Origin of the sequence: Ensifer sp. LBL (genome assembly GCF_050435225.1) — a bacterium.
Taxonomy (GTDB): Bacteria; Pseudomonadota; Alphaproteobacteria; order Rhizobiales; family Rhizobiaceae; genus Ensifer.
On sequence record NZ_JBNDJY010000001.1, the window covers coordinates 142,859 to 165,105 of the forward strand.

At 62.6% G+C, this 22,247-nt stretch carries 19 protein-coding genes and 1 pseudogene; 10 read left to right on the plus strand and 10 right to left on the minus strand.

Features of this window, described 5'->3' with window-relative positions; translation table 11 throughout:
* The first annotated feature begins 12 nt into the window (after nucleotides 1-12).
* On the plus strand, nucleotides 13-363 hold the full coding sequence (locus OKW20_RS00715) for a hypothetical protein (protein WP_402316457.1): 351 nt from the start codon (nucleotides 13-15) through the stop codon (nucleotides 361-363).
* 73 nt (nucleotides 364-436) lie between these two features.
* Here the strand turns inward: OKW20_RS00715 and OKW20_RS00720 are convergent, their stop codons facing one another.
* From OKW20_RS00720 to OKW20_RS00750, 7 genes are all read right to left on the minus strand, one after another.
* On the minus strand, nucleotides 437-1,057 hold the full coding sequence (locus tag OKW20_RS00720; protein ID WP_060522164.1) for a riboflavin synthase: 621 nt from the start codon (nucleotides 1,055-1,057) through the stop codon (nucleotides 437-439).
* Nucleotides 1,057-2,166 carry a bifunctional diaminohydroxyphosphoribosylaminopyrimidine deaminase/5-amino-6-(5-phosphoribosylamino)uracil reductase RibD gene (ribD, locus tag OKW20_RS00725; RefSeq protein WP_429169684.1) on the minus strand — a complete coding sequence of 370 codons (1,110 nt, stop codon included), beginning with the start codon at nucleotides 2,164-2,166 and terminating at the stop codon, nucleotides 1,057-1,059. The genes OKW20_RS00720 and ribD overlap by 1 nt, the downstream gene beginning before the upstream one ends.
* Nucleotides 2,167-2,184: 18 nt before the next feature.
* Entirely contained in the window at nucleotides 2,185-2,658 is a 474-nt protein-coding gene (gene nrdR, locus OKW20_RS00730; RefSeq protein WP_034803756.1) for a transcriptional regulator NrdR, read from the minus strand.
* A gap of 10 nt (nucleotides 2,659-2,668) precedes the next feature.
* Complete coding sequence (glyA, locus tag OKW20_RS00735; protein ID WP_043611443.1) at nucleotides 2,669-3,964, minus strand: serine hydroxymethyltransferase; 1,296 nt, start codon at nucleotides 3,962-3,964, stop codon at nucleotides 2,669-2,671.
* Between the two features lie 183 nt (nucleotides 3,965-4,147).
* Entirely contained in the window at nucleotides 4,148-5,476 is a 1,329-nt protein-coding gene (locus OKW20_RS00740) for a L,D-transpeptidase family protein (protein WP_429169685.1), read from the minus strand.
* A gap of 492 nt (nucleotides 5,477-5,968) precedes the next feature.
* Entirely contained in the window at nucleotides 5,969-6,481 is a 513-nt protein-coding gene (gene ldtR, locus OKW20_RS00745) for a transcriptional regulator LdtR (protein ID WP_043611441.1), read from the minus strand.
* 130 nt (nucleotides 6,482-6,611) lie between these two features.
* A complete protein-coding gene (locus OKW20_RS00750; protein ID WP_043611440.1) occupies nucleotides 6,612-7,049 on the minus strand; it encodes a DUF6163 family protein in 438 nt (145 codons plus the stop codon).
* Nucleotides 7,050-7,232: 183 nt separating this feature from the next.
* On the opposite strand from OKW20_RS00750, the gene hemB reads away from it, so the two are divergent.
* The 4 genes from hemB to OKW20_RS00770 all read left to right on the plus strand — a co-directional run bounded on the left by hemB (nucleotide 7,233) and on the right by OKW20_RS00770 (nucleotide 10,679).
* Nucleotides 7,233-8,249, plus strand: coding sequence for a porphobilinogen synthase (gene hemB, locus OKW20_RS00755; protein ID WP_429169686.1), 1,017 nt, complete (start codon nucleotides 7,233-7,235; stop codon nucleotides 8,247-8,249).
* A gap of 88 nt (nucleotides 8,250-8,337) precedes the next feature.
* On the plus strand, nucleotides 8,338-8,802 hold the full coding sequence (locus tag OKW20_RS00760) for an RDD family protein (RefSeq protein ID WP_043611437.1): 465 nt from the start codon (nucleotides 8,338-8,340) through the stop codon (nucleotides 8,800-8,802).
* 188 nt (nucleotides 8,803-8,990) lie between these two features.
* Nucleotides 8,991-9,779, plus strand: a complete 789-nt coding sequence (locus tag OKW20_RS00765; RefSeq protein ID WP_429169688.1) for an arginyltransferase — start codon at nucleotides 8,991-8,993, stop codon at nucleotides 9,777-9,779.
* 3 nt (nucleotides 9,780-9,782) lie between these two features.
* Nucleotides 9,783-10,679 (plus strand): DMT family transporter, encoded by an 897-nt coding sequence (locus OKW20_RS00770; protein ID WP_402316434.1) that lies wholly within the window; start codon nucleotides 9,783-9,785, stop codon nucleotides 10,677-10,679.
* Nucleotides 10,680-10,808: 129 nt separating this feature from the next.
* Here OKW20_RS00770 and OKW20_RS00775 read toward each other — a convergent pair.
* Together OKW20_RS00775 and parC are read right to left on the minus strand one after the other, a co-directional pair.
* A pseudogene (locus OKW20_RS00775) lies at nucleotides 10,809-11,111 on the minus strand (transcriptional regulator); the annotation flags it as partial.
* A gap of 164 nt (nucleotides 11,112-11,275) precedes the next feature.
* Complete coding sequence (gene parC / locus OKW20_RS00780; protein ID WP_429169689.1) at nucleotides 11,276-13,552, minus strand: DNA topoisomerase IV subunit A; 2,277 nt, start codon at nucleotides 13,550-13,552, stop codon at nucleotides 11,276-11,278.
* Nucleotides 13,553-13,998: 446 nt separating this feature from the next.
* On the opposite strand from parC, the gene OKW20_RS00785 reads away from it, so the two are divergent.
* From OKW20_RS00785 to groL, 5 genes are all read left to right on the plus strand, one after another.
* Entirely contained in the window at nucleotides 13,999-15,198 is a 1,200-nt protein-coding gene (locus tag OKW20_RS00785) for a hypothetical protein (protein ID WP_429169690.1), read from the plus strand.
* Between the two features lie 482 nt (nucleotides 15,199-15,680).
* Entirely contained in the window at nucleotides 15,681-17,108 is a 1,428-nt protein-coding gene (locus OKW20_RS00790; RefSeq protein WP_043611432.1) for a cytochrome P450, read from the plus strand.
* Nucleotides 17,101-18,102: a lysophospholipid acyltransferase family protein gene (locus tag OKW20_RS00795; RefSeq protein ID WP_429169691.1), complete on the plus strand. Its 1,002-nt coding sequence runs from the start codon at nucleotides 17,101-17,103 to the stop codon at nucleotides 18,100-18,102. Before OKW20_RS00790 ends, OKW20_RS00795 begins: the two co-directional genes overlap by 8 nt.
* 134 nt (nucleotides 18,103-18,236) lie before the next feature.
* Nucleotides 18,237-18,470 (plus strand): hypothetical protein, encoded by a 234-nt coding sequence (locus OKW20_RS00800; protein ID WP_043611430.1) that lies wholly within the window; start codon nucleotides 18,237-18,239, stop codon nucleotides 18,468-18,470.
* Between the two features lie 96 nt (nucleotides 18,471-18,566).
* Entirely contained in the window at nucleotides 18,567-20,192 is a 1,626-nt protein-coding gene (gene groL, locus OKW20_RS00805; RefSeq protein ID WP_429169692.1) for a chaperonin GroEL, read from the plus strand.
* Nucleotides 20,193-20,371: 179 nt separating this feature from the next.
* Here groL and aspS read toward each other — a convergent pair whose 3' ends face one another.
* Nucleotides 20,372-22,159, minus strand: a complete 1,788-nt coding sequence (gene aspS, locus OKW20_RS00810; RefSeq protein ID WP_429169693.1) for an aspartate--tRNA ligase — start codon at nucleotides 22,157-22,159, stop codon at nucleotides 20,372-20,374.
* Nucleotides 22,160-22,247: the final 88 nt, after the last annotated feature.

The window sequence follows — 22,247 nt, forward strand, 5'->3', positions numbered from 1 at the left end:
AGGAGCATGACCATGAACCGCATAGCCAAGCTTTCCGTCATCGCTGCTCTCTCCGCCCTCTCCTTCGGCGGCATCTCCTATGCCGCAAGCACCGCGATGAACTGGCCGGCCGAAATCGACCACACCGTCCGCGACTTCAAGGGCGATCACTTCAACGTCGTCGACGTGGATACGCTGAAGGAATCGAGCCAGACGCGCACGTGGATCAACGAAGCGACGCCGCAACAGCTTTCGTCCCTGCACGCAGCCGTCGAAGGCAACAAGCCGCTTGCAGCCAAGCTGAAGGCGCAGAATGTCGAGATGAACAACATTGCCGGCGCCGAACAGGCGGCCGATGGCAGCCTGACCCTCTACGTGCGTTGAGTGTCAACGCCTCGCGAAACCAGCACCGCCCCCGATTGGGGGCGGTGTGCATTCGGCAAAAGAGGAAGTCGGCTTACTCCGGCTTTGGCGCCGGGAACTCCGCGAGACGCGCCGCGTAGCGCGCCATGGTGTCGACCTCGAAGTTGACGAAATCGCCGGCCTTACGCTCGCCCCAGGTCGTGACCTCCAGCGAGTGACGGATCAGGAGCACGTCGAACTCGGCGCCGGCGACCTTGTTGACTGTCAGCGACGTGCCGTCGAGCGCGACCGATCCCTTTGGCGCGACGAACTTTGCCAGATGCTCAGGCGCTCGCAGACGAAAGCGCACGGCATCGCCTTCCGCCTCCACAGACAGAATTTCCGCCTTGTCGTCGACATGGCCGGAAACCAGGTGGCCGCCGAGTTCGTCGCCGATCTTCAAGGACCGTTCGAGATTGATGCGCGTGCCCTTCGTCCAGCCGGCGATCGTCGTCAGGCGGAGCGCCTCTTCCCAGGCCTCGACCTCGAACCAGCGCTCGTTGCTGCCGGCTTCAGGCAAAGCCGTCACCGTCAGGCACACACCGGAATGGGCGATCGAGGCACCCATGTCGATGGTCTTCGGGTCGTAGCTCGTGGCGACACGCAGCTTGATGCCTTCTTTCAGCGGGGTGACGGCGTCGACGGTGCCGATATCGGTAACAATGCCTGTGAACATCAGTTTTCTCTTTCGTATTCCTCGAACAAATCGTCGCCATACCGTGCCTCGGCGACGCGCCGGAAGCCTGCCGGCACAGACTTACGGTCAAATGGGGATGCAATGCCGTTTTCGCCAATGGTCCCCGGTCCGGTGTAGAGCTGGATACGGTCGACGAGGTCCGCATCGAGAAAGGCGCGTGCAGCCACAGCACCGCCTTCGACCATCAGCGAGGAGATGCCGCGGGAAGCGAGTGCCGCAAGAAGGTCGGCGATCGAACCGGCTTCGAGCACCTCGACACCGGAGGCCTCCAGGGCCGCCTTACGTGCTGCTCGGCCGTCATCGACGTCCGCATCCGCATCGCCGGAACCATCGCTGGAGACCACGATAACGGGGACCTCCCGCGCCGTTAACACGAGCTTGGAGGAAGGCGGCAGGTCGAGCCGGCGGTCGAGAACGATGCGCAGCGGCGAGCGATGCTCAAGCCCCGGCAAGCGCACGGTCAATTCCGGATCGTCAGCCGCAGCCGTGCCGATCCCGACTAGGATCGCGTCGGTCTCTGCCCGCAGCATCTGTACTTGACCACGGGAGATGGAACCGGTGATGCGTACCTGCCCCTCGCCCTTGCGTCCGATCATGCCATCGGCCGAAACGGCAAGCTTGAGAGTCACATAGGGACGTCGGCTGACCTGGCGCATGAGGTAGGCTTCAAGCGCGTGATGCCCGTCCTCGGGGAGCACACCGATATCGACGGTGATGCCGGCATCGCGCAGGCGCACGACGCCGCGCCCTGCGACCCGCACGTCCGGATCGAGGATCGAAATCACCACGCGGGATATGCCGGAGGCGACGAGCGCATCGGCGCAGGGCGGCGTCTTGCCGTGATGGGAGCAAGGCTCAAGCGTCACGTAGGCGGTCGCACCCCTCGCCTTCTCGCCGGCCTCCGTCAGTGCCTGGGTTTCGGCATGGGGGCGGCCGCTTCGTGCGGTTACGGCCCGGCCGACGATAACGCCATCCTTGACGATCAGGCATGCGACCGAGGGATTAGTGGATGTCTGTCCGAGATGGTGGCGAGCCAGCCTCAGCGCCGCGGCCATGAACCTCTCGTCTTCACGGTTGGGCGCTGTCATGGCTCTATCCAGCGTGAGCTACTCGCCGGGATCGCGCGCGATCTTAGCGCTGATCTCGGTGATGACCTTCTCGAAATCCTCCGCATGGGAGAAATCGCGATAGACCGAAGCGTAGCGCACGAAGGCCACGTCATCGAGGCTCTTCAGCGCTTCGAGCACCTGCAGGCCGATTTCTTCCGAAGGGATCTCGGTCTCGCCGGAGCTTTCGAGGCGGCGCACGATGCCGGAAACCGCCCGCTCGATGCGGTCGCGATCGACCGGGCGCTTGCGCAGCGCGATCTCGAAGGAGCGCAAAAGCTTGTCCCGGTCGAAAGGAACCTTCCGACCGGTTTTCTTGATGATCATCAGCTCACGCAACTGCACCCGTTCGAAGGTCGTGAAACGACCTCCGCAATCCGGACAAATCCGGCGGCGGCGAATGGCATTCCCGTCTTCTGCCGGACGGGAATCCTTCACCTGACTGTCTTCAGAACCGCAATAGGGGCAGCGCATGGGCGACCGATCACATGTAGCCGTACATCGGGAAGCGGTCGGTCAGCTTGACGACCTTATCGCGCACGCTCGCTTCGACGGCAGCATTGCCCTCGTCGGAGTTGGCGACCTTCAGGCCGTCGAGAACCTCGACGATCCGCTCGCCGATTTCCTTGAACTCGGCTTCCTTGAAGCCACGGGTCGTGCCGGCCGGCGTGCCGAGACGGACGCCCGAGGTGACGAAGGGCTTTTCAGGATCGAACGGGATGCCGTTCTTGTTGCAGGTGATGAAGGCGCGACCGAGAGCGGCTTCCGCGCGCTTGCCGGTTGCGTTCTTCTTGCGCAGGTCGACGAGCATCAGGTGGTTGTCCGTACCGCCCGAGACGATGTCGAGGCCATTGGCCTTCAGCGTTTCGGCAAGCGTGCGGGCGTTCTTGACGACCTGGGCCGCATAGTCCTTGAACGACGGCTGCAGCGCTTCGCCGAGGGCGACAGCCTTCGCAGCGATGACGTGCATCAGCGGACCGCCCTGGAGGCCCGGGAAGACGGCCGAGTTGATCTTCTTGGCGATATCTTCGTCGTTGGTCAGAACCATGCCGCCGCGCGGGCCGCGGAGCGACTTGTGCGTCGTGGTCGTTGCCACGTGGCAATGCGGGAACGGCGACGGATGCTGGCCACCGGCGACGAGACCGGCGATGTGCGCCATGTCGACCATCAGCCAGGCGCCGACTTCATCGGCGATCTCACGGAAACGCTTCCAGTCCCAGATGCGCGAATAAGCGGTGCCGCCGGCGATGATCAGCTTCGGCTTGTGCTTGCGCGCCTGCTCGGCGACGTTGTCCATGTCAAGCAGGTGGTCGTCTTCACGCACGCCGTAGGAGACGACGTTGAACCACTTGCCGGACATGTTGACCGGCGAGCCGTGCGTCAGGTGACCGCCCGAATTGAGGTCGAGGCCCATGAAGGTGTCGCCCGGCTGCAGGAGCGCCAGGAACACGGCCTGGTTCATCTGCGAACCGGAGTTCGGCTGAACGTTGGCGAAGTTGACGCCGAAGAGCTTCTTGGCGCGCTCGATCGCCAGTTCCTCGGCGATGTCGACGAACTGGCAGCCGCCGTAGTAGCGCTTGCCCGGGTAGCCCTCGGCATATTTGTTGGTCATGATCGAGCCCTGGGCTTCGAGCACGGCGCGGGAAACGATGTTCTCGGAGGCGATCAGCTCGATCTCGTGGCGCTGGCGACCCAGCTCCTTCTCGATCGCACCAAAGATGTCCGGATCGCTGTCGGCCAGAGAGCGGGTGAAGAAGGCGTCATTGGTCTGTTCAGGCATCGGTGCGAGGCTCCTCTCAAGGGTGGCAGTTCTTTAACTTCCTCGCACGGAGAGAGCAATATCCGCTGTGCGGTTTGCGTCATTTCCCCCATCTGCCGCGCCGAAATATCGCGGGGTGCGGCGCATGAAAAAGCCGCGCTTCCAGGGGAAACGCGGCTTTTCGATTTCGTGTCGCAAATCTGCTTATTGCGGCAGGGCGTCCTGGTCGACCGAACCGGCCGACTGCTCGACGCCATAGGGCGTCTGAAGCGCGAGTTCGGTGGCACCGTCGCGCTGATAGATATCGTCGCGGAACTGCACCACGCCGTCCTTGGCGGACCAGGCGGTGATGTAGGTGAAGAAAACAGGGACTTCCTCGGCAAGCGTGATTGGCGTGTTGACGCCGGTCTTGATGGTCGCCTCGATCTGCTGGCGCGACCAGCCGGGCGTTTCCTTCAGGAGCCAGGTCGAAAGGTCGCGCACGTTCTGCACGCGTACGCAGCCCGACGATTCGAAGCGCATGAGCTTGTTGAACAGGCCCTGCTGCGGCGTATCGTGCATGTAGACCTGGTGCTCGTTGTGGAAGTTAATCTTCGTCGAGGACATCGCGTTGATCTTGCCCGGGTCCTGGCGGAACATCAGGTTCGGCGCCTTCTCGGCGTTCCAGTCCACCGTTTCCGGCGACACTTCGCCGCCGCTACCGTCGAACAGTCGGATCGAGTTGCGCGCCAGATAGGTCGGGTCCTTGCGCATCAGCGGCATGATGTCCTTCTGGATGATCGAGCGCGGCGCGGTCCAGTAGGGGTTGAGGATGACCTCGTAAATCTTCGAGTTGAGGATCGGCGACTGGCGGTCGATCTTGCCGACGATCGCCGTGTGGCGCAGCGCCACGCGGCCGTTCTCGACCGCTTCGATATAGGCGGCCGGGATGTTGACCATCACGTAGCGGCGACCGAGTCCGCCCGACATCGACTGCAGGCGAACGAGGTTGGTCTGGAGCTGGCCGAGGCGGGTGTTGGCATCGACATTGATCGCCTTCAGCGTGTACTCGCCGATGACGCCGTCCGCCGGCAGGCCGTGACGGGCCTGGAAGCGCTTGACTGCGCCCTCGACGTAGCTGTCGAAGGATGAGGAGACACCGGCCGAGCGCGGCAGGTCGCCGGAAACCATCAGGCGCTGGCGGAGCTGCTGCACGGACGGGTCGGTGACGCCGAGTTCGAGCTTGACGCTGGTCTGAACCGACGGCCAGCCGCCCTGCGAAACGATGTTCTGGTAGTCGAAGATCGCCTGCTGCACGTGAGCGATCGTTTCCGGGCCGAAAACCGGCGTATTCGAAACGACCGTCGTCGCGGTGCGCGATGCCCCTTTCGCGTCAAACTGGTCGTCCCAGGAGCCGCGGCGAGGCGAATTGATGATCTCGTTCAGGGCGTCCTGTGCGCTTGCCGCGCCGGCGACTGCCGCGGCGCCGAAGGTTGCTGCCGAGCGCAAGAAGGCGCGGCGCGAGAATGCATCAATTCCATTCTTTTTCGACATAATCCTACCATCCCAATGCGTTGGCACGCGCCCTATGCGCTGACACGCACGTTGCCGCAGCCCTAACACGATCGTGGTTAACAAAGGTCAACCAACGAGCCACCCTGCCCTCACAAGATTTCACGATGCCGCGAGTGAGGACCCTCATCCGGCAGGCGAAACGCGAAACGAATCCACACACCAGAAAACATGTGGCCGCACCTACCGCATGTCGTCGTCGCTGTCATAGCAATATGGCCAATTCGTGTCTCGGCGAGGCTGAACCGCGACATGGCATGCCTTTTGCTTTTCGCTGGACGCGACGAGGCTGGAGCCGACGTGCAAACGGCAACATTCTGATTTGCTAATGTTTTTGGCTTGAAAAATCGCGCGAAGGCGCGGAAAGCGTGCCGCAGCTGTGCAGCTTTTCGGCAACAGGACAGGGTGCCGCAAATGGCAAAGGTCGGACACGCAGGGATTGCGCCCGACCCTTGAACTGGAGGTTTGCCTTGATCAGAGGCGGTACATGATCGAGTCGTTCCAGAAGCGATCGAGGCGCTGCAGGAGCTTGTTCATCTGGGTGAACTCGTCCGAACCGATCCCGCCGACCTTCTGGATCGAGCCGATGTGGCGCTCGTAAAGCTTGGCGACGGTTTCGGCGATTTCCTGGCCGTCTTCCGTCAGGCTGATGCGGACCGAGCGACGGTCGACGCGGGAGCGCTGATGGTTGATCAGGCCGAGGTCGACGAGCTTCTTGACGTTGTAGGAGACATTCGAGCCGAGGTAGTAGCCGCGGGAGCGAAGTTCGCCGGCGGTCAGTTCCGAGTTGCCGATGTTGAAGAGCAACAGAGCCTGAACGGCGTTGACGTCGCTGCGACCTTCGCGGTCGAACTCGTCCTTGATGACGTCGAGCAGGCGGCGGTGCAGACGCTCGACGAGGTGAAGGGATTCCATGTAGAGACCGCGGATGGTTTCTTCCTGGGGGTCTCTGGCCTGAACTGCCTGCGGCTTCATCTTGGTGTTCATTTGACTGCCTCACTGTTTTGTTTGGCGGTGTCTGTTTGTCTTCCCGCCTTGAGTGAGACCCTATCGAATACGTCTAAAATTCTACTTAAACCGCAGCCTTAACAAGAGCTTGCCATTTGGCGACCCTGTCTCAGGGTGAATCAACTCTTACCTGCCTGGCAAGCCGCCAGCGCTGATAGAAGATCGCCGCGCGGAAAAGAACGAAGGTAACGGCGACCGCCGCGTGCAGCACGACCAGCAGCGGACGGGTGCCGAAACTGGCCGGATAGAACTCGTACATCACGATCTCGATCGCTGCCGCAACCACCCAGACGACCGGCCCCCAGGAGACCAGCAGCCACAGGCCGAGGGCAGCCACCGGATAGATCACGGCCAGTGCGGTTGCGGCCGCCCGCCACTCCGGCGTCAGGAGATCGAAGCGCCCGGCGCCGCCATGGGAAAAGCCGATCAGCATGGCCCAGTAGTTCAGCGCGAACCAGATACATGAAGCGGAGACCAGACGCAGGAAGAGACCGAAGAGGATCTCGGTCAGCGACGGTTTCGGCACATGGGCAGAATCATGAAGCATGGGCGGCAAGATAGGGCGGGTCTTTGCCATCCGCCAGCGGCATCACGGCCTCCCCTCCCCCGCGGCCACCCTTAAAGGGAAGAAATGCCGCAGCCCGTTCGCCGGCCGCGCGGTTCCCAATGACGGCCAGCCCATGATAAAGCGCTTGCCTATCGACGATTTTCACGGGAAAGGCGCGGCGCGATGAACGACAGGACAAATCTTGTGGACAGGGTTACCGGCCACCGCCGCATGCGCCGCAACCGCAAGGCCGACTGGACGCGCCGACTGGTGCAGGAAAACCGCCTGACCATCGACGACCTGATCTGGCCGATCTTCATCGTGCCGGGAAGCAATATCGTCCAGCCGATCGATGCGATGCCGGGCGTCAACCGGATGAGTATCGACAAGGCGGTCGAAGCGGTGAAGGAAGCGGCCGATCTCGGCATCCCGGCGATCGCCACCTTCCCCAACATCGACCTGTCGCTGCGCGACGATACCGGCTCCAACAGCCTTGCCGCCGACAACCTGATCAACCAGGCGACACGCGCCTTCAAGAAGGCCGTGCCCGAAATCGGCATCATCACCGATGTCGCGCTCGATCCCTTCACCAGCCACGGCCATGACGGGATCCTTCGCAACGGCGAAATCGTCAACGACGAAACCGTCGAGATGATCGCCCGCGCGGCCGTCGCCCAGGCCGATGCCGGCTCCGACATCATCGCCCCCTCGGACATGATGGACGGTCGCATCGGCGCGATCCGCCAGGCGCTCGACGCGAGCGGCCACCAGAATGTCGGCATCATGTCCTATGCGACCAAGTTCGCTTCCGGCTTCTACGGTCCCTATCGCGAGGCGATCGGCACCGGCGGCCTTCTGAAAGGCGACAAGAAGACCTATTACATCGACCCGGCCAACGGCACCGAAGCGATCCGCGACGCAGCCCTCGACGTCGAGGAAGGCGCCGACATGCTGATGGTAAAGCCAGGCCTTCCCTATCTCGACATCTGCTGGCGGATGAAGGAAGCCTTCGGCCTGCCGCTCTTCGCCTATCAGGTGTCCGGCGAGTATTCGCAGGTAAAGGCCGCGGCTGCCAACGGCTGGATCGACGGCGAGAAGGTGATGCTCGAAACGCTGCTCGCCTTCAAGCGCGCCGGCTGCGACGGCATCCTCAGCTACTTCGCCGTCGAAGTGGCCCGCATCCTCGCCAAAGGCCGCTGAAACGCTCCGCTTGATCCGGGCCCAGATCCTTGTTTTGCAGGGAATGCCATCCCATATCCTTGCTGCAACCAAACGAGGCTTTTGACCGATGACCATGCACAACGAAGAACTGAGGCTGCCGAGCAATGACTGGCGCGCCTATCAGGGCGTGCTGTCGCGACGCGTCTTTGCCTTTCTGATCGATTACGCGATCATCGCGCTTCTGTGGATCCCCGCGGCGGTCGTCGTCTTCTTCCTCGGCATCCTGACGCTCGGCCTCGGCTTCATGCTGTATCCGGCGCTCTTTGCGATCGTCGCCATGCTCTATTTTGGCCTCACGGTCGGTGGCCGCGAACAGGCCTCTCCCGGCATGCGCGTGATGGGCCTGGCGATTGCCAGAACCGACGGGCGCCCGATGGACTTCCTGACGGCGATCGTCCATCTCGTCATCTTCTGGATCGCCAACGCGCTGTTGACGCCGCTGATCCTGCTGATCGGTCTTTTCACCGACCGCAGCCGCCTGCTGCACGATCTGCTGATCGGCACCGTCACGGTGCGCCGCGACATGTATTGAAACCGGCGCAGGCAACCGAGCTGAAAGCGTAAGGCGGCGTCTTCCGCCTTACCGCTGCCACCTATTGTGGTCACACCTAAAATATCGGCAGGCGCAGACGGAAGCGGCAAACGAGTGAGTTGACGTTTTCCATTCTTGCGCCATGCTACTGTCATGAACCACAGCGCGAAGAGTGACCTCCGCACTCGATGAACACACAGACCGCACCGTCTCCGCAATTTTACCTGACTGCACCGGCAGCCTGCCCTTATCTGCCGAACGAGATGGAGCGGAAGGTCTTCACCCACATGGTGGGTGAGCGCGCGCCCGAGCTCAACGATCTCCTGACGCAAGGCGGCTTCCGCCGCTCGCAGAACATTGCCTACCGTCCTGCCTGCGAAACCTGTCGCGCCTGTATTTCGGTGCGCATCCTCGCCAACGAGTTCAAGCCCACCCGCTCAATGCGCCGGGTGCTTGCCGCCAACCACGACGTGATCTCTGCGGAGTATGCGGCCGAGCCGTCGAGCGAACAGTACAACCTCTTCCGCCGTTACCTCGACCGACGCCACCAGAAGGGCGGCATGTCGGACATGTCGGTGCTCGACTATGCGATGATGGTCGAGGACACCCATGTGCACACCAAGATCATCGAGTATCGCCTGAGAGTCGAAGGCGACGGCATCAGCGAGAAGGCGCGCGGGCCGCTGATCGCAGCGGCACTGACCGACCGCATGGGCGACGGTCTGTCGATGGTCTACTCCTTCTTCGACCCGGCGCAGGAAGAGCGCTCGCTCGGCACCTTCATGATTCTCGATCACATTCGCCGCGCCCGGGAGCGCGGTCTTCCCCATGTCTATCTTGGCTATTGGGTCAAAGGCTCGCGCAAGATGGGGTATAAAACAAAGTTTCTGCCGCAAGAGCACCTTATGGCCCGTGGCTGGGAGCGCTATGAAGGCGGAGACACCACCCTGGAAGCCGCTCCTACGAAAATGGGTTAGAAATTGAGTTCATCTTCCGATGCCGCGATGCACCGGCGCGGCCTTGCCATCACCGGCCTCGGCGGCCTCGCCCTCTCCTTCGACATCCCGCTCATCCGATCCGCCGGCGGCGACGTCTGGTCGCTGCTTGCCGTGCGCAGCCTGTCGACCTTCGTAATCGCGCTGGGCGCCTGGTTCGTGCTCAACCGCGTGCTCGGCCGGAAGATTTCACTGATGCCCGGCAAGGCCGGCCTTCTGGTCGGCATCTTCTACGGCATCAATTCCTGCACGTTCCTGCTCGCCGTCTTCAACACCTCGACGGCAAATGTGGTCTTCATCCTCGCCTTCACCTCGATGTTCGCCGCCATCCTCTCCTGGATCTTCCTGAAGGAGAGGCCATCAAATGCGACGCTCGTGACCATGCTGGTGATGGTGCTCGGCGTCGGGCTGATCGTCCAGGACGGGCTGGAAAGCGGCCACCTCTTTGGCGACGCCATGGCGGCATCCTCCGCATTTCTGCTGGCAAGCGCGATCACGATCAGCCGCGCGAGCAAGCGCGACATGGCGCTGGTGCCATTGGTGACGGCGATCTTTCCGGCAGCCGTCGCGCTCCTGATGCTGCCAGCCGGCGGCTTCACGATCGCGGCCCCCGGCTACATCCTGTTCAACGGCCTGGTGATGATCCCGCTCGCCTTCTTCTGTCTTGCGACCGGCCCACGTTATCTCTCAGCCCCGGAAGTGGGTATGTTCTATCTGCTCGAGACCATTCTCGCGCCGATCTGGGTGTGGATGGTCTTTGCCGAAACACCGACAACGCAGACGCTGATCGGCGGTTCGATCCTCATCTTCGCGCTGATCGGCCATTCGCTCTGGCAGATGCGCAGCCGGTCGCTGAAAGCGGCCGTTGCCTGCGCCGAATAGCACTGCTGTTTAAGACTTGTCGTCGCGCTGACCGCTCGGCCGCGGACGACGCTGCTTGTGATCGACGCTCCGATCGCGTACCGGCAGCGGTTCCTGCGGCTGTCCGAGCGAAGCCGGGCGGACGCCGGGCATCTCTACGCGCATGACCCACAGTTCGCGGTTGGTGTTGATCCAGGTGGCCGCGACGCTGAGCGGCGCCGGATTGCCGATCACGGCGTCGCCGTCACGCCGCCTGAGGCGGGTGACAAGGCCCGCGGCCTCCAGAAGCGTTATATGCGTTTCCAACTCTTCGCCGGTTACCGCGACAGCCACAGCTATGTCGGCGACGCGCGCTTCGCCGGCAAAAAGGATCTCGAACGTGCGGCGGCGAACCGGGTGGGCAAGCGCCAGCAGGACGTCATCAAGGGTTGTGGCATTCGGCATCGCTGTCATCCCTGTTGGATGCGCAGTGATCCATTATAGCCTTCTGGCTTACAAGCGCCAGTTGCGCTTGCGTTTCATTTGGATTTCCAATGATTTAAGAGCGCGCGCCAGACTGCGCCAGAACGAAACAGAAGCCACGCGGTCGTTAGACCGCATGGCTCTCGCTATCGTGGTCAGCCGCTGAACTTGCCGCTGCGCGGGAAGCCCTTCGGAACGACGCGGCCGGCAGAGGCGCGGTCGCCCTGCCATTCGATCAGTTCGTCCTTGGTCTTGGTAAAGACCCGGCCGGCGCTGTCTTCCCAGACGAGACCGTCGGCGATCGTGAAGCAGCGGATGTCGGAGATGCCGCCATCCTTGTAGCGTTGCAGCCGCACGCCCTTGCCGCGCGCCATCTCGGGGATCTGTACGAGCGGGAAGACGACCAGCTTGCGGTTTTCGCCGACGACGGCCACGTGATCGCCCTTGACCGGAACGACCAGCTTCGCTTCGTCGCTGCCCGAGACGTTCATCACCTGCTTGCCCTTGCGGGTATTGGCAACGATATCGCTTTCGGTGACGACGAAGCCGTTGCCGGCAACCGAGGCGACGATAAGCCTGCGCGCCGGATCGTGAACGAAGGCCGTCAGAACGTCCTGGTCGGTCTCCATGTCGACGATGATGCGCAGCGGCTCGCCATGGCCGCGACCGCCGGGCAGCTTGTCACCGCCGAGCGTGTAGACCTTGCCGCCTGTCGTGAAGACGAGGATCTTGTCGGTCGTCTGCGCCGGGAACGCCACCTTCAGCGCATCGCCCTCCTTGAACTGGAGTGACGACGTGTCGGAGATGTGGCCCTTCAGCGCGCGGATCCAGCCCTTCTCAGAGATGACGACGGTGATCGGTTCCTTCTCGATCATCGCCTGCTGGATCGCTTCGACGTCGGCTTCCGGCGCATCGGCAAAGGTGCTGCGGCGCTTGCCGATCTCGGTCGCCTTGGCAAACTTCTTTTTGACTTCGCCGATTTCCCAGGCGACGGTCTGCCATTGCTTTTCGTCGGAGGCGAGCAGTGCCTCGATCTCGGCCTTTTCCTTCGAGAGCGCATCGAACTCGGTGCGGATCTCGAATTCCTCGAGCTTGCGCAAGGAGCGCAGGCGCATGTTGAGGATCGACTCGGCCTGGAGATCGGTGAGCGAGAACCGCTCCATCATCACCGTCTTGGGCTCATCCTCTTCGCGGATGATGCGAATGACTTCGTCGATGTTCAGGTAGGCGACAAGGTAGCCGCCGAGGATTTCGAGCCGGCGGTCGATGGCGGCCAGCCGGTGGCGCGAGCGGCGCTGCAGCACTTCGCGACGATGCGCCAGCCATTCCGACAGCACTTCGTTCAGCGCCATGACCCGCGGCACGCGGCCCATGGACAGCACGTTCATGTTGAGCGGAATGCGGCTTTCGAGCTCGGTCAGCTTGAACAGCGATTCCATCAGGATGCCGGCATCGACCGAACGGCTCTTCGGCACGAGGACGATGCGGATGTCTTCGGCCGATTCGTCGCGGATGTCTTCGAGCAGCGGCAGCTTGCGGGCGATCAGCAGCTCGGCAATCTTTTCGATCAGGCGCGACTTCTGCACCTGGTACGGGATCTCGGTGACGACGATCTGGTAGCCGCCGCGCCCAAGCTCTTCCTGCGCCCAGCGGGCACGGACACGGAAACCGCCACGGCCGGTGCGGTAGGACTCGGCCATGCTTTCCCGGCCCTCGACGATCACGCCGCCGGTTGGGAAGTCGGGCCCTTCGATGCCGCCTTTTTGCGGGTTGGCCGGATCGTAAAGCAGATCCTCGACGGTCGCTTCGGGATGACGGATGAGATGCAGCGCCGCGTCGCACAGTTCATGCGCGTTGTGCGGCGGGATCGATGTGGCCATGCCGACGGCGATGCCGGTCGCGCCGTTTGCGAGCAGGTTCGGGAAAGCGCCGGGGAGCACCGTCGGCTCCTGGTCTTCCTCGTTGTAGGTCGGGCGGAAATCCACCGCGTCCTGGTCGATGCCTTCCAGAAGCAGCGAGCAGACGTCCGTCATCTTGGCTTCGGTGTAGCGCATCGCCGCGGCGTTATCGCCGTCGATGTTGCCGAAGTTGCCCTGGCCGTCGACCAGCGGATAGCGGATCGCAAATTCCTGCGACAGGCGCACCAGCGCGTCATAGATCGACGCGTCGCCGTGCGGATGGAATTTACCCATCACGTCGCCGACGATACGCGCGCATTTCTTGAACGAAGAGTTGGGGCGCAGCCCCATCTCGCTCATCGCATGCACGATGCGACGGTGCACGGGCTTCAACCCGTCGCGAACGTCCGGAAGCGCGCGGTGCATGATGGTCGACAAGGCATAGGCGAGGTAACGCTCTTCCAGCGCCGCCTTGAGGTCAACCGGCTGAATGTGATCGTCCCCGCCTGACGGGGGATTGAGGCTTTGTCCCATAGGTTCTTGCTAGCGCAACAAACCCGGAACGGCAAGGTTTTCAGGGCTTGCGCTTGTGGAGAACCCCCGCGCCTCAAATAACCGGCCCGCACACCGATCCGCTTGCCCCGGCGCAATGTTCGTGCAACGGTCGCGCCGCTATGCGTCGGAGGCTGCCGCCAGGTAACGTCCCGGAAAGCATGCCCGAGCAGGAACATGTGCGGTTCGCCCAAGCGAATATAATTTCGCCCTGTTTCGTAATAGCTTCGGCTGGAGTTGATTTGGACGATTTGCAAGGGGGATCGCAGGACGCGCATTGGCAGATGGAAATGGCGGCAGCGCGCCGCCGACAAAGACGAATGCTGCCATGCGCCTACAGTTGAAGCCCTTGCCAAGGGAACCAGATCAGCGACGCCTTATCTTCTTAAACAGCTACACAATCAAAGATTTTCACGAAGGAACTCGAAATGATGCACACGCGCAAGATCCGCCTGATGATGGCGAGCGCCGCGCTCCTCACGCTTACCGGCCCGGCCTTCGCGCTCGATGGCGCCGATCTGATGAAGAAGCTCGACGCAGCGACGAACGCGAACGGCACCTCGCTCACCTATGACAAGGCCGAAGTCGACGGCGACAAGGTGACGGTGACCGGCGTCAAGCTCAAGGTCGCAAGCCAGCCGGGCGAAGCGGTGGACCTGAAGATCGGGGACCTGACCTTCGAAGGCGTCGAGGAAACCGAAGGCGGCGGCTACTACGCCGAAACCGTTTCGTTCCCCGACGTCAATGTCAGCCAGGACGAGGGTGCCATTTCGGTCAAGGACATCCTGCTCTCCGGCCTGACGATCCCGGCCAATGCGACCGGCGGAACGATCAACGACATCCTTCTCTATGAAAGCGCCAGCACCGGCCCGATCGCCGTCAGCTCCAAGGGCAAGGAAGTCTTTTCGCTCGAAAGCACCGAAGCCAACCTCGCGCGCCAGGAAAATGACGCCGGCTTCGACTTCGACGCGACCGCGTCCGGCATCAAGGCCGACCTGTCATCGGTCGAAGACGCCAAGACCAAGGAGGCGATCGAAAAGCTCGGCCTCACCACCATCGACGGCGCCCTGACGATGAAGGGCAGCTGGGAAGTCGAAAGCGGCAATGTCGCACTCGAAGAATATGCCCTCGACTTCAAGAATGTCGGCCGGCTGAACTTCGCTCTCGACATCTCCGGCTACACGCTTGCCTTCGTCAAGTCGATGCAGGAAGCGATGAAGGCTGCCGAAGCCAACCCGAACAAGGAAGAGGCCAACCAGGCCATGGGTCTCGCCATGATGGGCCTCATGCAGCAGCTGACCTTCAACAGCGCCGAAATCCGCTTCGACGACGCGTCTATCACCAAGAAGGCGCTCGACTATGCCGGTTCGCAGCAGGGTGTTTCCGGCGAGCAGATGGCGCAGTCGCTGAAGGGCCTGGTTCCGATCATGATGGCGCAGCTCAACGTGCCGGAACTACAGAACCAGGTGTCGGCCGCCGTCAACGCCTATCTCGACGGCCCGAAGAGCCTGACGATCAGCGCCGCTCCGGAAAAGCCGGTTCCGTTCCCGATGATCATGGGTGCCGCCATGGGCGCGCCGAACACCATCCCGTCGGTGCTTGGCGTCAAGGTAACGGCGAACGACTAATCGTTCAGGTTTCTCCCGGCCTCAATCGAGCCCGCGAGAGACCAAGATGACGACCAGCCTTGCGCGCCGAGACAGGCGCGCAAGGTTTGATGGCGCCGCGACCCGCTTCCCATGTGGCCCACGGCATTCACTCGGCGGACTTCGCCAGCCGAAGCCCGCACCGCCGCCCCTCCCCTGAAAGAACAAGCTCCGCCTTTACTTGCGAACCGCAAAGTCGGATCACGTCGGGCGGCCTTGTGGAGCGCGCACCGGTTTGCGGGCACGCTTCTTCCCGGTCGGCTATTGCTTGCACCAAGAAATTTTCACCGTAAGGCGATGGCGTTTTTCATCGAAATCGTGCATGCCAGCCTCAGGCAATTCAGAGTCCGACTTCCAGCGAACTTGAGAGCATTTAAGCCTCGACCGGGACGTCTCGGACTTTGTCCAAAATATACAAATACATACCCGAATATCGTCTCCACGTTACGGCAGATCGGACGTAAATGCTCGCCTGGCTCCAGCAGTCTGTAAATTTCACTGAAGAATTGCTGGAGGGGAAATTCGCCCCCGTCCGAGCCGATTACTACACAGGCCCGCCGGGTAAGCCGCTGCGGCTGCTGCTCCAGGCACGGACGGATTTCCTGTCGATCTGGCGGGCGAGCGACTATACCGAAAAGGTCTCGCAGACCAAGATCCTCGGGCGACAGATCATCGTCGTCAATTCGCCCGACCTGATCCGCCAGGTCGTCGTCAAGCGCCACGAAAACTTCGAACGCAAGAGCCCGCAGATGCGCCGGGCACTCGAATTCCTGCTGGGCGACGGGCTGTTCATTTCGGACGGAGACACCTGGAAGCAGCGCCGGCCGCTGGTGGCAGATATCGTCCACGCCAAACGGGTCCCCTCCTTCGGACCGGTCATGGAAAATACGACCAGCGAACTGGTCGAGCGCTGGAACCGCATGCCCGATGGCGCCGAGGTCAACGCTCTGCACGAAATGGCCGGACTGACCGCAGAGATCATCGCGCGCAGCGTCTTCGGCAACCAGCTCGGCGACGATAGCGCGGCGGCGGTGACCGAGGGCTTCACCAGCTACCAGTCGCTGGTCGATTCCATCAACATCGGCTACTTCCTCGGCTTCGACGATGGCCTGCCAGTGCTGCGCACACCGAGCCTGCGTCGTTCGGTCAAGCGCATCCACGCAACCATCGACAAGGTGGTTGAGGATCACCTGGCCGGACGCGGCGACCACAATTCGATGGTCGAGCTGCTGATCCGCCGCCAGCAACGAAACCCGGAACTGAAACTCGACCTCGTCGCCTTGCGCAACGAGGCCGCAACCATCTTCATGGCCGGGCACGAGACGACGGCGGCGACGCTGACCTGGACCTGGTATCTGCTTTCGAAGGCCGGCTGGGTCGAGAAGGCAGTCCACGACGAAATCGCCAGGGTCTGCGGCGACCGGACACCGACGATCGACGACGTGCCGCAGCTCGAATGGTGCCGCGCGGTCATCGAAGAAACGCTTCGCCTCTACCCGCCGGTGCCGATCCTGGCGCGGCAGACCCGCGAGGCGGACATGATCGGCGACGTTGCCGCCGAGCCGGGCTCGCTCGTGCTGATCGTGCCGTGGCTTCTCCACCGGACTGAAAGCCTCTTCCAGGATCCGCACCATTTTCATCCGGAGCGATTTACCGAGGGTCGTCGGCCGACGCCCTACAGCTTCATTCCGTTTGCCAGCGGCCCCCGCGTCTGCCCCGGTCTGCATTTCGGGCTGACCGAAGCGATCCTGTGTCTAGCAATCATTGCCCAGCGGTTCCGGGTGCGCGTCGCCACGCGCCACGCAGTCGAGCCAATTTGCCGCCTGACATTGCGACCGAAGCGCGGACTTCCAGTCACGCTTCACAGGCGCAGGAGCGAAGCGCATGGGTGATCCACGCCCGCAAGAGCCGATTGCCAAGCGCAAGGCCTGGACCTTCACGGAGGAAGGCGTCCCCGGCCTTACGGACGCGCTAGCAGGCGGTGATCGCCTGCGCGCTTTCCAGCGTTACTGGATTTCCGACAACCTGTGGAACCTCGCCAACCTCGCTGGACACTTTGGCATGAAAATGTTGCCGATGGACGCCTGCTCGCGCCTAGGGGCAGCACTCGGCCTCTTCGCGGTGCCACGGTTCCACAAGGTCGCGGCTCAGCGCGCCCGTGCAACCATCCAGCATCTGCGTCCCGACCTGGACGCCTCGCAGCAGGAGGCGTTGTTTCGCGAAAACTGTCGAGCACAAGGGCGACTGATGACCGAGTTTTCGGTGATCAACCGGCTGCAGCGCTGCCCCGAGCGGCTCAAGGCCGATAGCCTCGCGCGGATCCGCGACGCAGCGAAGGAAGGGCCGGTCATCACCGTCGGCATGCACCTTGGCAACTGGGAGGCCGGGACCATTGCCATCCGGAGTTTTGGCCTTCAACCCTACGCCTCGTACGTGCCTCCCAAGGGCCGCGCAAAGTCCTGGATCGCCGAAAGGGTTCGCACCAAGGCCGGACTACGGTTCCTTCCTCCCGGGGCGGAAGGCATTCGGCCGGCGCTCAGGGTGCTGAAAAACGGCGGTGTCGTCAGCATGTTTTGCGACGAAGGCTTTGCCGGCATGATCAGGGGACCGTTCTTTGGCCGCAAGCCGCATCAGGAGGGCAACATTGCGGTGGCCATTCGACTGGCACGCATGACGGGCGCAACGATCTGCCCATGGTACTGTCTGCGCACAGACAACTTCCGCTTCGAGTTTGAAGCACTCGAGCCTATTCGGTTGCCGGCTGAGGATCGCCCGAATGCGCGAATTCTGGACGACATGCTGCTCTTGAATAACGCCATCGAGCCGATCGTTCGCGCCCATCTCGACCAATGGTACTTCCTCGACAACGCGCTTCGGCCGCAGTGAAGCTTGCTTGCGCTTTTTGGTGCGTCCGCATGTCGGCCTTGCGATCGCCGCTTGATGCCGGCCGGGTCTGGCCTATTTATCCCGCCAAGGACCGAATTCCCTGTTCCTGACCGATAAAACGGAAGGAGATAGCCATGGGACTGAAGCAGGCGGACATTACAGCCATCCTTGGCCCGGTCGACGAGACGCTGATGGCCGAACTGCTTGCGACCGGCGCAACGGCCGGCGAGCTTGCAGAGGCGATCGCCTGGGTCAACAACGATGAAGCGCTGATCGGGGAAGGCCGCCATCTGCCGGCCGGCCGCGTTGCGGCGTTGATCGACATCTTGACCCCGGACAACGAAGAAGAGCGGAATTTCGAACTGTAGTCGAAGACAACTGCTTGCCGGGTAAGTCCGATTGCAAGCCGCCTGCCGGGCGGCTGGGTGCGTGAGGCCATATGTTCGTGTTGAGGGAGGTCCACAATGGCTGCCAAGGAAGTCAGGTTCAGTAGCGATGCCCGCGATCGGATGCTGCGCGGCGTCGACATTCTCGCCGATGCGGTCAAGGTCACGCTCGGCCCGAAGGGCCGCAACGTCGTCATCGAACGCGCCTTCGGCGCGCCGCGCATCACCAAGGACGGCGTGTCGGTCGCCAAGGAGATCGAGCTCGACGACAAGTTCGAGAACATGGGCGCGCAGATGTTGCGGGAGGTCGCGTCGCGCACCAGCGACGTGGCCGGCGACGGCACGACGACGGCCACCGTGCTTGCACAGGCCATCGTCAAGGAGGGCGTCAAAGCGATCGCATCCGGCATGAACCCGATGGATCTGAAACGCGGCATCGATCTCGCCGTCGACGCGATCGTCGCGAAACTGAAGACCCACGCGCGCAAGATTTCCAACAATGAGGAGATCGCACAGGTGGGCACGATCTCGGCCAACGGCGACGCCGAAATCGGAAGCTATCTGGCAAAGGCCATGGAGCGTGTCGGCAATGAAGGCGTGATTACGGTCGAGGAGGCGAAAACCGCCGAAATCGAGCTGGAGATCGTCGAAGGCATGCAATTCGACCGCGGCTATCTCTCCCCCTATTTCGTCACCGACCAGGAGAAGATGCGGGTCGAATTCGAAGACCCCTACATCCTCATTCACGAAAAGAAGCTTTCCAACCTGCAGGCGATGATCCCGATCCTCGAAGCGGTGATCCAGGCAAGCCGGCCGTTGTTGATCATCGCCGAGGATGTGGAAGGCGAAGCGCTGGCGACGCTGGTCGTCAACAAGCTGCGCGGCGGGCTGAAGATCGCGGCCGTCAAGGCCCCGGGGTTCGGCGACCGGCGCAAGGCGATGCTCGAAGACATCGCCATCCTGACGGGCGGAACGGTCATCTCCGAAGACCTCGGCATCAAGCTCGATAACGTGACGCTCGCCAATCTCGGGCGGGCCAAGCGGGTGATGGTCGAGAAGGAAGACACCACCATCGTCGACGGCGCCGGCACCAAGGCGGATATCGACGGACGCGTCGGCCAGATCAAGGCGCAGATCGAGGAAACGACCTCCGACTACGATCGCGAGAAGCTGCAGGAACGGCTGGCCAAGCTTGCCGGTGGTGTCGCGGTGATCCGGGTGGGCGGCTCGACAGAAGTGGAAGTGAAGGAAAAGAAGGACCGGGTCGACGATGCGCTGCATGCGACACGGGCCGCGGTGGAGGAAGGCATTCTGCCTGGCGGCGGAGTCGCGCTGCTTCGGGCCGTCCACGCGCTCGATGGGCTCAAGCCCGAAAACGACGACCAGCGCGTCGGCGTCGAGATCGTGCGGCGGGCGCTGGAGGCGCCGGTGCGCCAGATCGCCGAAAACGCCGGCGCCGAGGGCTCGGTCATCGTCGGCAAACTTCGGGAGATGAGCGATTTCGCCCAGGGCTGGAACGCGCAGACCGGCGAGTATGGCGATCTCTACCGCATGGGCGTCATCGATCCGGCGAAGGTCGTGCGGGCAGCGCTACAGGACGCGGCGTCCGTCGCCGGCCTGCTTGTGACGACCGAAGCCATGGTCGCCGAAAAACCGAAGAAGAACGGACCCACGCCACCACCCGGTCCAGGCATGGACTTCTGACGGGCGACAGATGGTTGGTCGCCTAGCCGGACAGCTGGCGGTGGCGCCCGACCTCGGCAATGGCAAGCTCAACGATCGGCAGCAGGTCCGCTTCGCCGAAGCGACATCTGGAGCAGGCAAACAAAAAGCCCGACGAGACGATCGCCGGGCTTTTTCTTTAGTGTCAGGTCCGTTCGACCTTAGTCCTTCTTCTGCGGGATCGGGCGGATCGCCAGTTCGCGCAGTTGGGCCGGCGCCGCTTCGGACGGTGCGCCCATCAGGAGGTCAACCGCCTGCTGGTTCATTGGGAAGATCGAGATCTCGCGCAGGTTCTTGGCGCCGACGAGCAGCATGACGATGCGGTCGATGCCAAACGCCATGCCGCCATGCGGCGGTGCGCCGTACTGGAAGGCGCGGTAGAGGCCGCCGAACTGGTCTTCGACTTCCTGCTGCGACTTGCCGGTCAGTTCGAACGCCTTGACCATCACTTCCGGAAGCTGGTTACGGATCGAGCCCGAGGCGATTTCAAAGCCGTTGCAGACCATGTCGTACTGGTAGGCCTTGATCGACAACGGATCGTCGCCGTTGAGCGCTTCTAGACCACCCTGCGGCATCGAGAAGGGGTTGTGGGCGAAGTCGATCTTCTTTTCGTCTTCCAGCCATTCGTAGAACGGGAAGTCGACGATCCAGCAGAATTCGTAGCGGTCGCGGTCGACGAGGTTCAGTTCCTCGCCGGCGCGGGTGCGGGCTTCGCCGGCAAACTTGTAGAACTTGGCGGGATCGCCGGCGACGAAGAAGCAGGCATCACCATCGTCAAGGCCAAGCTGGGTGCGGATCGCATCCGTGCGCTCTTCGCCGATGTTCTTGGCGAGCGGGCCGGCGCCTTCGAGCTTTTCGCCTTCCTTGCGCCAGAAGATGTAGCCGAGGCCCGGCTGGCCCTGGCTCTGCGCCCAGGCGTTCATGCGGTCGCAGAAGGCGCGCGAGCCACCGGTCTTGGCCGGGATCGCCCAGACTTCGACCTTCGGGTTCGACGCGATCATGTTCGCGAAGACCTTGAAGCCGGAACCGGCGAAGTGTTCGGTCACTGCCTGCATCTCGATCGGGTTGCGCAGGTCCGGCTTGTCGGAGCCGTACTTGCGGATCGCCGTGTCGTAAGGAATGCGCGGGAACTTCTCGGTCACCGGCTTGCCATCGGCAAATTCGACGAAGATGTCGCGGATGACCGGCTCCATGGTCGACCAGACGTCTTCCTGCTCGACGAAGCTCATTTCCAGGTCGAGCTGGTAGAATTCGCCCGGCAGGCGGTCTGCGCGCGGGTCTTCGTCACGGAAGCACGGTGCGATCTGGAAGTAGCGGTCGAAGCCGGCAACCATCAACAGCTGCTTGTACTGCTGCGGAGCCTGCGGCAAGGCATAGAAGCTGCCCGGGTGGATACGCGACGGCACGAGGAAGTCGCGCGCGCCTTCCGGCGACGAGGCCGTCAGGATCGGGGTCGTGTATTCGGTAAAGCCGACGTCGCCCATGTGGCGGCGCATCGACGAGATGATCTGGGTGCGCTTGACGATGTTCTTGTGAAGCGTGTCGCGGCGCAGATCGAGGAAGCGGTACTTGAGGCGCACGTCTTCCGGATAGTCGGGCTCGCCGAAGACCGGCAGCGGCAGTTCCTTGGCGGCCGAGAGAACTTCGATCTCCTGGGCGTAGAGCTCGATTTCGCCGGTCGGCATGCCCTTGTTGACGGTATCGTCCATGCGCGCCTTGACGAGGCCGTCAATGCGCACGACCCATTCGCCGCGCACGGTCTCGGCTGCCTTGAAGGCCGGGCTGTCGGGATCGGCGACGACCTGGGTGATGCCGTAATGGTCGCGCAGGTCGATGAAGAGCAGGCCGCCATGGTCGCGGACGCGGTGGACCCAGCCGGAGAGGCGTACGGTGGAGCCGACGTCCGACTTGCGGAGGGCGGCACAGGTGTGGCTGCGGTAACGGTGCATCGTCATATCCCGGAATTGCAAAGAGCCGCGCAGGCTCGTCAGAAACGGCGCACGGCAACATGGTCAAAATCGGGCGGAAAAGCGCATG